The organism is Enterobacter sp. PGRG2 (assembly GCF_030291195.1).
In the GTDB taxonomy this organism is placed as follows: Bacteria; Pseudomonadota; Gammaproteobacteria; order Enterobacterales; family Enterobacteriaceae; genus Enterobacter_D.
In genome coordinates this window covers 207,779-221,472 of sequence record NZ_CP127837.1, presented here as the reverse complement: position 1 = coordinate 221,472, position 13,694 = coordinate 207,779, and the positions used below count along the sequence as shown (strand labels likewise).

Annotated in this window: 13 protein-coding genes; 9 read left to right on the top strand and 4 right to left on the bottom strand. The window is 57.0% G+C overall.

Going from position 1 to position 13,694, the window contains the following annotated elements; genetic code table 11:
• Positions 1-69: 69 nt before the first annotated feature.
• The 4 genes from QRD42_RS00880 to mutH form a co-directional block, all read right to left on the bottom strand.
• On the bottom strand, positions 70-1,110 hold the full coding sequence (locus QRD42_RS00880; protein ID WP_318363816.1) for an NADP(H)-dependent aldo-keto reductase: 1,041 nt from the start codon (positions 1,108-1,110) through the stop codon (positions 70-72).
• A gap of 124 nt (positions 1,111-1,234) precedes the next feature.
• Positions 1,235-1,453, bottom strand: a complete 219-nt coding sequence (locus tag QRD42_RS00875; protein ID WP_072569915.1) for a YgdI/YgdR family lipoprotein — start codon at positions 1,451-1,453, stop codon at positions 1,235-1,237.
• A gap of 131 nt (positions 1,454-1,584) precedes the next feature.
• Positions 1,585-2,298 carry a TerC family protein gene (locus QRD42_RS00870; protein WP_072569916.1) on the bottom strand — a complete coding sequence of 238 codons (714 nt, stop codon included), beginning with the start codon at positions 2,296-2,298 and terminating at the stop codon, positions 1,585-1,587.
• Positions 2,299-2,360: 62 nt separating this feature from the next.
• On the bottom strand, positions 2,361-3,056 hold the full coding sequence (gene mutH / locus QRD42_RS00865; protein WP_321987983.1) for a DNA mismatch repair endonuclease MutH: 696 nt from the start codon (positions 3,054-3,056) through the stop codon (positions 2,361-2,363).
• Positions 3,057-3,737: 681 nt separating this feature from the next.
• Here mutH and rppH point away from each other — a divergent pair.
• From rppH to recC, 9 genes are all read left to right on the top strand, one after another.
• Positions 3,738-4,268: an RNA pyrophosphohydrolase gene (gene rppH / locus QRD42_RS00860; protein WP_072569918.1), complete on the top strand. Its 531-nt coding sequence runs from the start codon at positions 3,738-3,740 to the stop codon at positions 4,266-4,268.
• Positions 4,269-4,280: 12 nt separating this feature from the next.
• Positions 4,281-6,527: a phosphoenolpyruvate--protein phosphotransferase gene (gene ptsP / locus QRD42_RS00855; protein WP_318376359.1), complete on the top strand. Its 2,247-nt coding sequence runs from the start codon at positions 4,281-4,283 to the stop codon at positions 6,525-6,527.
• Positions 6,528-6,688: 161 nt separating this feature from the next.
• On the top strand, positions 6,689-7,564 hold the full coding sequence (gene lgt, locus QRD42_RS00850) for a prolipoprotein diacylglyceryl transferase (protein WP_072569920.1): 876 nt from the start codon (positions 6,689-6,691) through the stop codon (positions 7,562-7,564).
• 6 nt (positions 7,565-7,570) lie between these two features.
• Complete coding sequence (gene thyA, locus QRD42_RS00845; protein WP_072569921.1) at positions 7,571-8,365, top strand: thymidylate synthase; 795 nt, start codon at positions 7,571-7,573, stop codon at positions 8,363-8,365.
• A gap of 183 nt (positions 8,366-8,548) precedes the next feature.
• Positions 8,549-9,019, top strand: coding sequence for a prepilin peptidase-dependent protein (locus tag QRD42_RS00840; protein WP_321987982.1), 471 nt, complete (start codon positions 8,549-8,551; stop codon positions 9,017-9,019).
• Complete coding sequence (locus tag QRD42_RS00835; RefSeq protein WP_321987981.1) at positions 9,010-9,573, top strand: prepilin peptidase-dependent protein; 564 nt, start codon at positions 9,010-9,012, stop codon at positions 9,571-9,573. Before QRD42_RS00840 ends, QRD42_RS00835 begins: the two co-directional genes overlap by 10 nt.
• The gene (locus QRD42_RS00830; protein WP_321987980.1) at positions 9,570-9,977 is read left to right on the top strand and encodes a DUF2509 family protein; all 408 of its coding nucleotides are present in this window, start codon (positions 9,570-9,572) and stop codon (positions 9,975-9,977) included. Before QRD42_RS00835 ends, QRD42_RS00830 begins: the two co-directional genes overlap by 4 nt.
• Complete coding sequence (locus tag QRD42_RS00825) at positions 9,962-10,285, top strand: prepilin-type N-terminal cleavage/methylation domain-containing protein (RefSeq protein ID WP_318374060.1); 324 nt, start codon at positions 9,962-9,964, stop codon at positions 10,283-10,285. Before QRD42_RS00830 ends, QRD42_RS00825 begins: the two co-directional genes overlap by 16 nt.
• Positions 10,286-10,297: 12 nt before the next feature.
• A complete protein-coding gene (recC, locus tag QRD42_RS00820) occupies positions 10,298-13,666 on the top strand; it encodes an exodeoxyribonuclease V subunit gamma (protein ID WP_321987979.1) in 3,369 nt (1,122 codons plus the stop codon).
• Positions 13,667-13,694 lie beyond the last annotated feature (28 nt).

Genomic DNA, 13,694 nt, shown 5'->3' with positions numbered 1-13,694 from the left:
ATACGTAGGCCGGGTAAGCGCAAGCGCCACCCGGCAAAAAAAAGCCGGGCATCTGCCCGGCTTTTTACATCACGGTGCCGGATAGGTATACACCCGGTGCACTGCTTCAATCTCTGCTAGCACGTCCTCACTGAGATCAAGATGGAAGCTCTCCACATTGGTCTTCAGCTGTTCCAGCGTGGTCGCCCCCAGCAGGGTGCTGGCGACAAACGGCTGGCGGCGCACAAAGGCCAGCGCCATCTGCGCCGGATCCAGATTATGACGCTTCGCAATATCCACATAAGCGGCGACTGCTTTTTGCGACTGCTCGCCGCTGTAGCGGGTAAAGCGGCTGAACAGGGTATTACGCGCGCCTGCCGGTTTCGCGCCGTTGAGGTATTTCCCGGTCAGCGTACCAAAGGCCAGGCAGGAATAGGCCAGCAGCTCCACGCCTTCAAACTGGCTGACTTCCGCCAGCGCCACTTCATAGCTGCGGTTCAGCAGGCTGTACGGGTTCTGAATGGTGACGATGCGCGGCAGATCGTGCTTGTCCGCCAGGTGCAGATAACGCATCACGCCAAACGCCGTTTCGTTGGAGACGCCAATGTAACGAATTTTCCCGGCACGCTGGTATTCCGTCAGCGCTTCCAGGGTTTCAAGGATGGTTACACCCGGCGCGCTATCCGTCCACTCATAGCCCAGTTTGCCGAAGCAGTTGGTCGGACGCTGCGGCCAGTGAACCTGATAGAGATCGAGATAGTCGGTTTGCAGGCGTTTTAAGCTGGCATCCAGCGCCTGGCGGATATTTTTGCGATCCAGCGCCTGATCCGGGCGGATACCGCTGTCGCTGTTGCGGCTCGGGCCGCTGACTTTTGAGGCGATAACGAGTTTTTCGCGGTTACCCCGCTTCGTCAGCCAGTTGCCGACGTAAGTCTCGGTAAGCCCCTGGGTTTCCGGGCGCGGCGGGACAGGGTACATCTCCGCGACATCAATAAAATTTATTCCCTGGCTTACGGCATAATCGAGCTGTGCATGGGCGTCGGCTTCGCTATTTTGTTCACCAAACGTCATAGTGCCCAGCCCCAGAGTGCTTATCTCAAGGGAGCTGTGAGGGATACGGTGATAGTGCATTTGCCGGCTTCCTTTTGTTAACAACGTCAGTCGCTTCCTGACAAAGGAATATAAACATGGCAGAGGGGAGTGAAAAGGGGAAGTGAAAAATCAAAAGGTCAGCAGGGTACTGACCCTTTCAGGATTAACGTTCGATAATCTGTGAAACGTCGTCGCGGTTGATCTGCATCTCATTGCCCTGCTGATCGCGATAGCTAACCAGTCCGGTGTCATCATCAATTTGTGGTTTACCATCTGTCAGGATCATTTTGCCATCTTTGGTCGCCATAACGTAATCACTGCTGCACCCTGAAACCGCAAAAGCCAGGCCTACTGCAGAGATCACCACTGCCCATTTTTTCATCGTTTTATTCCTCGCGTGACGGTTAACTGAATGTAGTCTAGTAATAACGCAGAATAATGTGATGAAAAAGCAGCAAATTCTGAAAGCGGAAGAAAAAATGTACACTCCCCCGGGGGCGGGGGAGCGGTAAATCAGAGCGGACGCTTCTTGTTGCGCAACAGATTGAGGGTTTCCACGGCAATGGAGAAGAACATTGCGAAATAGATGTAGCCTTTCGGCACGTGGATGCCGAAACTTTCCAGCATCAGCGTAAAGCCGACGAGGATCAGGAAGGCCAGCGCCAGCATTTTCACCGACGGGTGACGATCGACGAACTCGCCAATCGGACGCGCCGCGAACATCATCACGCCAACGGCAATCACCACCGCCGCCATCATAATAAACAGATGGTCAGACAGCCCCACCGCCGTAATCACCGAGTCGAGACTAAAGATGATGTCCAGCAGCATGATCTGCACAATCGCGCCCATAAAGGAGTGGACGTTGGTTTTCAGTCCTTCCTCTTCCCCCTCAATGGACTCGTGGATCTCTTTGCTCGCTTTCCAGATCAGGAATAAGCCGCCAAGCAGCAAAATCAGATCGCGTGCCGACACCGCATGGCCCATCACCTCAAACAGCGGCGTGGTCAGGCGTATCACCCATGCGATTGAGGCCAACAGCGCCAGACGCATGATCATTGCTCCCGCAAGGCCGAGACGGCGGGCGCGGTTACGCTGTGCGGGCGGAAGTTTTGCCACTACCAGAGAAAGGAAAATAATATTATCGATACCCAGCACTATTTCCAGCAGCGTCAGTGTTCCGAGCGCCAGCCAGGCATTGGGATCGGTGATCCATGCAAATAACATCGTAAAAGTCCTGCCAAAAAAAGAAGGGCTAATTATAAGCGCAAGCCCGGTAAGGGCAAAATTTAATAACCCTGCAACAAAAAATGCCGCGCCAGCAGCGCGCGGGTAAAATTCTTTTTCAGATAAAAGCCGCGGGGCAGGGTCAGGATACGCTGTCCCTCGGTGCCGACGGCCTCGGTCAGCGCTTTGCTGTTCGCCGCTTTCGGGCGCAGTTGCAACACTTCGCCGTGACGGGCGGTAATACTTTCAACCTGACCCAGCACGATTAGATCCATCAATTCCTCCCAGTCCATGCGCAACTGGCGCTCCTCTTCTTCATCCGGACTCCACAGCAGCGGTGCTCCCACACGCCGTATGGCGAGGGGGATCTCCCGCGATCCTTCCACCGGGATCCACAACACRCGCTTTAACTTGTGACGCACATGACTGGTTTCCCACACCACGCCACTATTACCCGTCAACGGGGCAACGCACACAAAGGTGGTTTCCAGCGGACGTCCGGCGTTATCCACAGGAATGGTTTTAAGCTCCACCCCGAGCGCCGCGAAATCCTGTTCCGGCTTGCTGCCCGCGCTTGCGCCCAGCCAGCGTTCCAGCAGGATCCCGGTCCAGCCCTTATCACGTTTCAGATCCTGGGGCACCGGCAGACCGGCCATTTGACCCAGTTCTCCTAACGTGAAGCCCGCCAGACGCTGTGCCTGCGCCAACAGCTTTGCTTCGGAATCCGGTGGTGTAGTTAAGGGAACAGGTGGAAACATGATTCAGACCTTTGGTTAAAAAATGAACAACAATTATGCACCGGGGTGAGCAGTGAGGTTTATTTCTGTGAGCAACCTTCAATACTATGATTTAACGACTCTTTTTGGAAATAATCACTTATGTTGCGCAACAGCCTGCCCGGTTTTCCAATTCTGGTCACTGGCAATGAACAGGATCTTACACCATGTTATCCACAGAAAAGTGGGATAACTGGTAAAAACCTTCACTACTGTTTCCATTTACAGCCTTGACGTGGGAGCAAAATCGAATTTTCGCACAAATTGTGTTTAACTTGGTGGCACAAACTGTGGATAAAACCGACGCTGTGCGATCTTTCATCAGCGAGGCGATCATCCCTGTGATGATCGTCACATAACCGCCTTTTCGTTCCGGTATAAGTGCATTAAGATACTGACGCATAGCGCTTTATTTTTTCATGGCATTAATACGGATTTAGGACTACTCTGGGTTTTCCCCCTTTAATTCCATACTTCTTCACAACTATATCCACAGAAAAAGTGAATAAAGTGGCCGCCCGGAACCCTAATCTGTTTATAACTCGGCAGATAACTGTGAGTTATTCAATTGTTATTAGGTTATGCACCGTTAACAGAGTGGTTTACCGTTTACCACTAGTGTGAAACAATCGTTCAAATTCAGATTTTTTTTGAGGTAGTCCGGTGATTGATGACGATGGCTACCGCCCTAATGTTGGGATCGTAATTTGTAACCGACAGGGCCAGGTGATGTGGGCCAGGCGCTTTGGTCAGCACTCATGGCAGTTTCCTCAGGGGGGAATTAACCCCGGAGAATCCCCGGAGCAGGCTATGTACCGGGAGCTGTTCGAAGAGGTTGGGTTAAGTCGTAAAGATGTGCGTATCCTTGCTTCTACTCGCAACTGGTTGCGTTACAAGTTACCGAAACGTTTGGTGCGTTGGGACACAAAGCCGGTGTGTATCGGCCAGAAACAAAAATGGTTTCTTCTGCAATTAGTCAGCAGCGATGCTGATATTAATATGCAAACCAGCAGTACCCCCGAGTTTGATGGCTGGCGCTGGGTGAGTTACTGGTATCCCGTTCGTCAGGTTGTCTCCTTTAAACGCGATGTCTATCGTCGGGTGATGAAAGAGTTTGCAAGCGTAGTGATGGCGCTTTCTGAAGCGACGCCGAAGCCGCAAAGTCCCCCAGCCTGGCGACGTAAAAGAGGTTAAGCCATACACAACATGCTCACCCGGCTGCGAGAAATCGTCGAGAAAGTGGCAAGTGCTCCGCGCCTCAACGAGGCGCTGGACGTACTGGTTACTGAAATTTGTCAGGCGATGGATACCGAGGTCTGCTCGGTTTATCTCGCCGATCACGACAGACGCTGCTATTACCTGATGGCGACGCGCGGTTTGAAAAAGCCGCGTGGTCGTACTGTCACGCTTGCCTTCGATCAGGGCATTGTCGGCCTGGTCGGTCGGCTTGCGGAGCCCATCAACCTGGCCGATGCGCAAAAGCACCCCAGCTTTAAATTCATTCCCGCAGTCAAAGAAGAGCGCTTCCGTGCTTTTCTTGGCGTGCCCATTATTCAGCGCCGCCAGTTGCTGGGCGTGCTGGTGGTGCAGCAGCGTGAATTACGCCAGTTTGACGAGAGCGAAGAGTCCTTCCTCGTCACGCTGGCCACGCAGATGGCCGCCATTCTTTCCCAGTCACAGCTGGCGGCGCTCTTTGGTCAGTACCGTCAGACACGCATCCGCGCGCTGCCTGCCTCGCCGGGCGTAGCCATCGCCGAAGGCTGGATGGATGCCACGCTGCCGCTGATGGAGCAGGTGTATGAAGCCTCGACGCTCGACACCTCGCTGGAGCGCGAAAGGCTGACCGGGGCGCTGGAAGAGGCGGCCAGTGAATTTCGCCGTTACAGCAAGCGCTTCTCTGCCGGGGCGCAGAAAGAGACGGCAGCGATCTTCGATCTCTATTCGCATCTGCTCTCTGACGCCCGCCTGCGCCGGGAACTGTTTGAGGAAGTGGACCGGGGCTTTGTCGCCGAATGGGCGGTAAAAAAGGTTATTGAGCGCTTTGCCGAACAGTTTGCGGCGCTGACCGATGGCTATCTGAAGGAGCGCGCCGGGGATTTGCGCATGCTCGGCCAGCGTCTGCTCTTCCACCTTGACGATACATTACAGGGCCCGAATGCCTGGCCTGCGCGCTTTGTGCTGGTGGCTGATGAACTCTCCGCCACCACGCTTGCCGAACTGCCGCACGACCGACTGGTGGGCGTGGTGGTGCGCGATGGCGCGGCGAACTCCCATGCGGCGATCATGGTTCGCGCCCTTGGCATCCCGACCGTGATGGGCGCAGACATTCAGCCGTCGATCCTGCATCAACGCACGCTGATCGTCGATGGCTATCGCGGTGAACTGCTGGTGGATCCAGAGCCGATCCTGATGCAGGAATATCAGCGGCTTATCAGCGAAGAAAATGAATTAAGCCGTCTGGCTGAAGATGAAGTTAATCTGCCCGCCCAGCTCAGAAGCGGCGAGCGGGTAAAAGTGATGCTCAACGCGGGCTTAAGCCCGGCGCACGAAGAAAATCTCGACAGCCGCATTGACGGCATCGGTCTTTACCGCACCGAAATCCCCTTTATGCTGCAAAGCGGTTTCCCCTCGGAAGAGGAGCAGGTGGCGCAGTACCAGGGCATGATGCAGATGTTTATCGACAAGCCCGTCACGCTGCGTACGCTGGATGTCGGCGCCGATAAACAGCTGCCTTACATGCCGATCAGCGAAGAGAATCCGTGCCTCGGCTGGCGCGGGATCCGCATTACGCTCGATCAGCCGGAGATCTTTTTGATCCAGGTGCGCGCCATGCTGCGCGCCAACGCCGCCACCGGTAACCTGAATATTCTGCTACCGATGGTCACCAGCATCGATGAGATCGACGAGGCGCGACGTCTGATTGAGCGCGCCGGTCGCGAAGTGGAAGAGATGATCGGCTACGCCATTCCCAAACCGCGCATTGGCGTGATGCTGGAAGTGCCGTCGATGGTCTTTATGATCGCCCATCTGGTTAAACGGGTCGATTTTATCTCCGTCGGCACCAACGATTTGACCCAGTACATTCTGGCGGTGGATCGCAACAATACCCGCGTGGCAAATATGTACGACAGCCTGCATCCTGCCGTGCTGCGCGCGCTGGCGATGATCGCCGACGAAGCCGAACGGCACGACATCGATCTGCGGCTGTGCGGTGAAATGGCAGGGGATCCGATGTGCGTCGCCATTCTCATCGGCCTTGGCTACCGTCATCTGTCGATGAACGGCCGCTCGGTGGCGCGTATCAAATATTTGCTGCGCCATATCGATCACGAAGATGCGCAGACGCTTGCCAGACGGGCGCTTGACGCCCAGCTGGCCGCCGAAGTTCGCCATCAGGTCGCGGCCTTTATGGAACGGCGCAGCATGGGCGGGTTAATTCGCGGCGGACGCTAGGTGCAGGATCCGGCGAACGTTATACATATCTTTTACAACTTCAGCGCAATCAGCATGTCCGCCTTATGCTATGATTCGCAACTTTGGCGCGCCTGTCGACGCGGGCGCACGTCTTTGCCGCTGACCACTTTCGGCGGAATAACAACAAGTTGTGGTGACAGATGAACAGTGGTTATCTGCGTTTTCCGGACATCGATCCGGTGATTTTCTCCATAGGGCCGCTTGCCCTGCACTGGTACGGCATGATGTATCTGGTCGGCTTCATCTTTGCGATGTGGCTGGCGACGCGCCGCGCTAATCGTCCCGGCAGCGGCTGGACGAAAAACGAAGTCGAAAACCTGCTGTACGCAGGATTCCTCGGCGTGTTCCTTGGCGGGCGTATCGGCTACGTGCTGTTCTATAACTTCCCGGTATTCATGAGCGATCCGCTGTACCTGTTCCGCGTCTGGGACGGCGGCATGTCGTTCCACGGCGGTCTGATCGGCGTTATTCTGGTAATGGTCATTTTTGCCCGTCGCACCAAACGTCATTTCTTCCAGGTTGCGGATTTCATCGCGCCGCTGATCCCGTTCGGGCTGGGCGCAGGCCGTCTGGGTAACTTTATCAACGGTGAACTCTGGGGCCGTGTCGATCCGGGCTTCCCGTTCGCCATGCTGTTCCCCGCCTCCCGCAGCGAAGATATGGCGCTGCTGCCGGCGCACCCGGAATGGCAGTCTATTTTTGATACTTACGGCGTCCTGCCGCGACATCCGTCCCAGCTCTATGAACTGGTGCTGGAAGGCATTGTACTGTTCATCATTCTCAACCTGTTTATTCGCAAACCGCGCCCGATGGGTGCCGTCTCCGGATTGTTCCTGATTGGTTATGGCGCGTTCCGCATCATTGTTGAATTCTTCCGCCAGCCGGATGCGCAGTTTACCGGCGAATGGGTGCAGTACATCAGCATGGGGCAAATTCTCTCCATCCCGATGATTGTCGCCGGCGTTCTGATGATGATCTGGGCGTACCGCCGTCGCCCGCAGCTACACGTTTCCTGAGGAACCATGAAACAGTATTTAGACCTGATGCAAAAGGTGCTCGATGAGGGCACCCAAAAAAACGATCGTACCGGTACCGGCACGCTGTCTATTTTTGGCCATCAGATGCGCTTTAACCTGCGCGACGGCTTCCCGCTGGTGACCACCAAACGTTGTCATCTGCGCTCAATCATCCATGAGCTGTTATGGTTCCTGCAGGGCGACACCAACGTTGCCTACCTGCATGAAAACAACGTCTCCATCTGGGATGAATGGGCGGATGAGCAGGGCGATCTGGGTCCGGTATACGGCAAACAATGGCGCGCCTGGCCGACGCCGGATGGCCGCCATATCGATCAGATCTCGAACGTGCTTGAGCAGTTAAAGAACGATCCGGATTCGCGCCGTATTATCGTTTCCGCCTGGAACGTGGGTGAACTGGACAAAATGGCGCTGGCGCCTTGCCATGCGTTTTTCCAGTTCTACGTGGCTGACGGCAAACTTTCCTGCCAGCTTTATCAGCGCTCCTGCGATGTGTTCCTGGGTCTGCCGTTCAACATCGCCAGCTACGCGCTGCTGGTGCACATGGTGGCGCAGCAGTGCGATCTGGAAGTGGGCGACTTCGTCTGGACCGGCGGCGACACCCATCTGTACAGCAACCACATGGAGCAGACGCACCTGCAGCTGAGCCGTGAGCCGCGCGCGTTGCCTAAGCTGATTATCAAGCGTAAGCCCGCTTCGCTGTTTGACTACCGCTTCGAGGATTTTGAAATCGAAGGCTACGATCCGCATCCCGCCATCAAAGCACCTGTCGCTATCTGATGCGCAAAGCGTGACATAACCGGTGCCTTAGCGCGCCGGTTTTTTTTATCCGCCGTTCCGTTTTCCGGGGCGTCTTCCGGAAAAAATGCAAAGGCCTGCAACGGCATTTAAACCTCTCGTAACGCCCCGCAAAACCACGCTTTTCCGTTCGCTCTCTCTGCACGTCCTCGGCACACTGCCGCCATGAAAAAACAACAAGGCTTCACCCTGATCGAAATCCTGGTCGCCGTGGCGCTGGTCATCACTCTGAGCGGCGCAGGTCTGTACGGCTGGCAGAGTTTCCGCCTGCACCAGCAGCTGTGGCAAACCGCCTGGCAGGTGCGTGTTTACCTGGAGCTGCTGCGCGACGATGCCAACTGGCAGAACCGCGACCACCTTATCAGCGCCAGCACAATGGAGGGCGGCTGGTGCCTGTTAAGTTCGGTGAATGAGCAGGCAGGCTGCGCGGCTGATAATGCGTTTGCGCTGCGGCCGTTGTCCGCGGGCGTGGCGCTGGCTGACATCACGCCGTCGCTGCGTTTTTTTGGTCTGCGTAATACCGCCTGGCCCGGGCATATCGTGCTGCGCAATCCGGCGGGCGAATGGCGAATTATCGTTTCAAACGGAGGACGAATAAGAATGTGTCAACCTGTGGCGGCCACGCCATGCATCTGACCCATCGCGGCTTTACCTTGCCGGAGGTGTTGATCGCGATGACAATCGGCAGCGTGCTACTGCTTGGCGCGGCCCGCTTTCTGCCGGCCTTACAGAGGGCGATGCTCGCCCAGACCCGCCAGCAGGCGCTGGAAGATGAAATCTGGCAGCGGCTCTATACCATGGCAAAACATGTGCAGCGGGCCGGTTATTGCCATGGCCTGTGCAGCGGCCAACCGCTGGTGATAAACCCGCAGGCGTCCTGCATCATTGTGCAGTGGGACGGCAACAGCAACGGCGTGTGGGATCGCGCGCCTGCAAAAGAGCCGGATCAGACCGGATTTCGCCTGCACGACGGCGCGCTGGAAACCCGGCGCGGGGCGACATCCTGTCAGGATAAGGGCTGGGATAAAATGACCGAGCCTGAGACGATCACCGTAGAGCAGTTCAGCGTGACGCACGTGCGGCCTGAAGGTTTTCACAGCCAGCTCACGCTTACCCTTGCGGCCAGCGTGACCGGCCATCCGGACGAGCGCATCACCGCCCGCCACAGCGTAACGGGTTACAACCTGTGAAGCGCCAGCGTGGGATGTCGTCGCTGGGGCTGGTACTGCTCATCATGCTGCTGGGAAGTGTGATGCTGAGCGGACTAAACCAGCGCCAGCAAACGCATCATCTGCGGGTGGTCAGCGAAAGCCGGGCGCTGCGCACGATGGCGGAGGCGCAGTCCGCCATGGAGTGGGGAAGGGTACAGCCATGGCAATCCCGGCCTGCGGTGCAGTGTCGGCAGGCGCATGCCCGTGACTGGCGCGCCTGTCTGCGAATTTTTGACGACCAGACGCTGCTGCTGATAGCCGCGAGCGGCGGTCATACGCTGTGGCGTCTGGGCGCGGTGGAAAACGATCTCGTGACATTTTCCCGTCATGGCTGGAGTGATTTTTGCCCGTTCACCGGGGAGGCGTTATGTCAGCTTCCCTGAAAAATCAGACGGGATTCAGCCTGCCTGAAGTGCTGCTGGCGATGGTACTCCTGGTGATGATCATCACCGCGCTGGCGGGAACGCAGCGTGCATTAATGAGCGGTTTTATGCACGATAGCCTTTACCGGGAGGTATGGCGTAATGCCTGGCAGCATATACAGTGGTATCCTGTTGCTCCGCCAGCAGGCTGGCAGGTGAAGCGAATGCAGACAAGCACGGCGGGATGTGTCAGCATCAGCGTAACAATCACCTCTCCCGTGGGTCGGCAGGGTCAGATGTCGCGGCTATATTGCCCAATCAGTCAGTAGTCAGGAGCATGTATGTTAAGGGTTTATCACTCCAATCGTCTGGATGTGCTTGAAGCACTGATGGAGTTTATCGTTGAGCGCGAACGCCTCGACGATCCCTTTGAAGCGGAAATGGTGCTGGTGCAAAGCACCGGCATGGCGCAATGGCTCCAGATGACGCTGTCGCAAAAATTCGGTATTGCCGCCAATATCGACTTCCCGCTGCCCGCGAGTTTTATCTGGGATATGTTCGTGCGTGTGCTGCCGGACATTCCTAAAGAGAGCGCGTTTAATAAGCAGAGTATGAGCTGGAAGCTGATGGCCCTGCTGCCCGACATGCTGGAGCAGGAAGCCTTCGCCATGCTCGGGAATTATCTGCACGACGATGACGACAAGCGCAAACTCTTCCAGCTCGCCTCGCGCATTGCGGATCTCTACGATCAGTATCTGGTGTACCGCCCGGAATGGCTGACCCGCTGGGAAGCCGGCGAATGGGTGGACGGCTTAGGTGAAGCGCAGATCTGGCAGGCGCCGCTGTGGCGCATGCTGGTTGAGCATACCGCGGCGCTCGGACAGCCGCACTGGCACCGTGCCAATCTCTATCAGCGGTTTATCCAGACGCTGGAGAACGCCAGTGAATGTCCGCCGGGGCTGCCGTCCCGCGTCTTTATCTGCGGCATCTCCGCGCTGCCGCCGGTCTATTTACAGGCCTTACAGGCGCTGGGCAAGCACGTAGACGTGCACCTGCTGTTCACCAACCCGTGCCGTTACTACTGGGGCGATATTAAAGATCCGGCGTTTCTGGCGAAACTCATCACCCGCCGCCGCAAACATCATCGCGAAGCGCAGGAAACGCCGCTGTTCCAGGAAGGGCTGGAGGTGGAAAGCCTGTTTAATGATGAAGGCGAGCAGGACGTGGGTAACCCGCTGCTGGCCTCCTGGGGCAAGCTGGGACGCGACTATATCTATCTGCTGGCGGGACTAGATCGCTATGACGAACTGGACGCCTTTGTGGACGTCACCCCTGGCACGCTGCTCAATAATTTGCAGTCGGACATTCTGGAGCTGAAAAACAGCGTGGTCGCTGGCGTCACCGCCGAGGAGTATGCGCGCAGCGATGCGAAACGCCTGCTCGATCCCGCCGATCGCAGCGTGACGGTGCACGTCTGCCACAGCCCGCAGCGGGAAGTGGAAGTGTTGCACGACCGCCTGCTGGCCATGATGCAGGACGATCCGGAACTGACGCCGCGCGACATCATCGTGATGGTGTCGGATATCGACAGCTACAGCCCCTTTATTCAGGCGGTCTTCGGCAGCGCCACCGGGGCGCGTTTTGTACCCTATGCCATTTCCGACCGTCGGGCAGGGCAGGCGCATCCGGCGTTACAGGCGTTTCTCAGCCTGCTGTCGCTGCCGGACAGCCGTTTCCAGTCAGAAGACGTGCTGGCGCTGCTTGACGTGCCTGTACTTGCCGCGCGTTTCGATATTGATGAAGAAGGGCTGCGTTATCTGCGTCAGTGGGTCAACGAATCCGGCGTACGCTGGGGCATGGATGACGATAACGTGCGCGAGCTGGAACTGCCGCCTACCGGTCAGCATACCTGGCAGTTTGGCCTGATGCGTATGCTGCTGGGCTATGCGATGGAGAGTCGCCACGGGGAGTGGCGCTCGGTGCTGCCTTATGATGAATCCAGCGGGCTTATCGCCGAACTGGTGGGGCATCTGGCTTCGCTGCTGATGAAGCTCAATCTGTGGCGCAAAGGCCTGTCACAGGCGCGTCCGCTGGTCGAGTGGCTGCCGGTATGCCGGGATATGCTTAATGACTTTTTCCTGCCCGATGCCGACACCGAAGCGGCGCTGGCGCTGATTGAACAGCAGTGGCAGGCGATGATCGCCCACGGCGTAGGAGCTGCATATAACGAGTCGGTACCGCTGACGTTGCTGCGGGACGAGCTGACGCAGCGCCTGAACCAGGAGCGTATCAGCCAGCGTTTTCTGGCCGGGCCGGTAAATATCTGCACCCTGATGCCAATGCGCTCTATTCCCTTTAAAGTGGTCTGCCTGCTGGGCATGAACGACGGCGTATACCCGCGCACGCTGGCGCCGCTGGGATTTGACCTGATGAGCCAGAAGCCAATGCGCGGCGACCGCAGCCGCCGTGACGATGACCGCTACCTCTTCCTTGAGGCGCTGATTTCCGCCCAGCAAAAACTCTATATCAGCTACATCGGACGCTCGATTCAGGATAACAGCGAACGCTTTCCGTCCGTACTGGTGCAGGAACTGGTGGATTACATCGCTCAGAGCCACTATCTGCCGGGAGATGCATCGCTCACCTGCGATGACAGCGCAGCAAGGGTGATCCAGCATCTGAATCATCTGCACACCCGTATGCCATTCGATGCGGAAAACTTTGTCAGCGATGAAGTACAGAGCTTCGCCCATGAGTGGCTGCCTGCCGCCAGCCAGCAGGGCGTTGCCCACGAAACCTTTATTCAGCCGCTGCCCGCGCAGCCTATAGAGACGCTGGCGTTTGAGCAGTTACAGCGCTTCTGGACGCACCCGGTGCGGGCCTTTTTCCAGATGCGCTTACAGGTGAACTTCCGCCCGGAAGCCAGCGACATCCCCGACGCCGAACCCTTTATTCTGGACGGACTGAACCGCTATCAGCTTAATCAGACGCTGTTGAATACGCTGGTGGAGCAGGAAGACGCCGAAAAGCTGTTCCGCCGCTATCGTGCCGCAGGAGAACTCCCCTACGGTGCATTCGGCGAAATTGTCTGGGAAACGCAGCAGCAGGAGATGCAGGCGCTGGCGGATCGCATTAACGAATGCCGCCTGCCTTGTGAAAGCATGGAGATCGACCTTCACTGCGGCGGCGTGCAGCTCACCGGCTGGCTACAGCAGGTGCAGGCCGACGGGCTGCTGCGCTGGCGACCCTCCCTGCTCAGCGTATCTCAGGGGCTGCAACTTTGGCTGGAACACCTTGTCTACTGTGCGAGCGGCGGCACCGGGGAAAGCCGTCTGTTCGTACGCAAAGACGGCGAATGGCGCTTCCCGCCGCTTGAAGCGGATCAGGCGCATCACTACCTTGAACAGCTTATCGCCGGGTATCGCGAGGGGATGTCGCAGCCCTTACTTTTACTACCAGAAAGCGGCGGGGCATGGATAAAAGCCTGTTACGACGCGCAAAATGATGCCATGTTAAAGGACGACGCGACGCTGGCGAAAGCGCGCGCGAAGTTTCTTCAGGCTTACGAAGGCAACATGGTGGTGAGCGGCGAAGGGGACGATGTGTGGTATCAGCGTCTGTGGCGCACCCTTGAACCGGAACACTTTGATGCCATCACCGCCCAGGCGGAGCGCTATTTATTGCCGCTCTATCGTTTCAGTCAGTCCTGATAAAAATGAGTCGCTGGCAGGGCCAGTA

Coding starts and splice junctions, on each gene's coding strand:
- QRD42_RS00880 (WP_318363816.1), bottom strand. CDS start 1,110: ATGCACTATCACCGTATCCCTCACAGCTCCCTTGAGATAAGCACTCTG.
- QRD42_RS00870 (WP_072569916.1), bottom strand. CDS start 2,298: ATGTTATTTGCATGGATCACCGATCCCAATGCCTGGCTGGCGCTCGGA.
- QRD42_RS00840 (WP_321987982.1), top strand. CDS start 8,549: ATGAAAAAACAACAAGGCTTCACCCTGATCGAAATCCTGGTCGCCGTG.
- QRD42_RS00825 (WP_318374060.1), top strand. CDS start 9,962: ATGTCAGCTTCCCTGAAAAATCAGACGGGATTCAGCCTGCCTGAAGTG.
- QRD42_RS00835 (WP_321987981.1), top strand. CDS start 9,010: ATGCATCTGACCCATCGCGGCTTTACCTTGCCGGAGGTGTTGATCGCG.
- QRD42_RS00875 (WP_072569915.1), bottom strand. CDS start 1,453: ATGAAAAAATGGGCAGTGGTGATCTCTGCAGTAGGCCTGGCTTTTGCG.
- thyA (WP_072569921.1), top strand. CDS start 7,571: ATGAAACAGTATTTAGACCTGATGCAAAAGGTGCTCGATGAGGGCACC.
- lgt (WP_072569920.1), top strand. CDS start 6,689: ATGAACAGTGGTTATCTGCGTTTTCCGGACATCGATCCGGTGATTTTC.
- recC (WP_321987979.1), top strand. CDS start 10,298: ATGTTAAGGGTTTATCACTCCAATCGTCTGGATGTGCTTGAAGCACTG.
- ptsP (WP_318376359.1), top strand. CDS start 4,281: ATGCTCACCCGGCTGCGAGAAATCGTCGAGAAAGTGGCAAGTGCTCCG.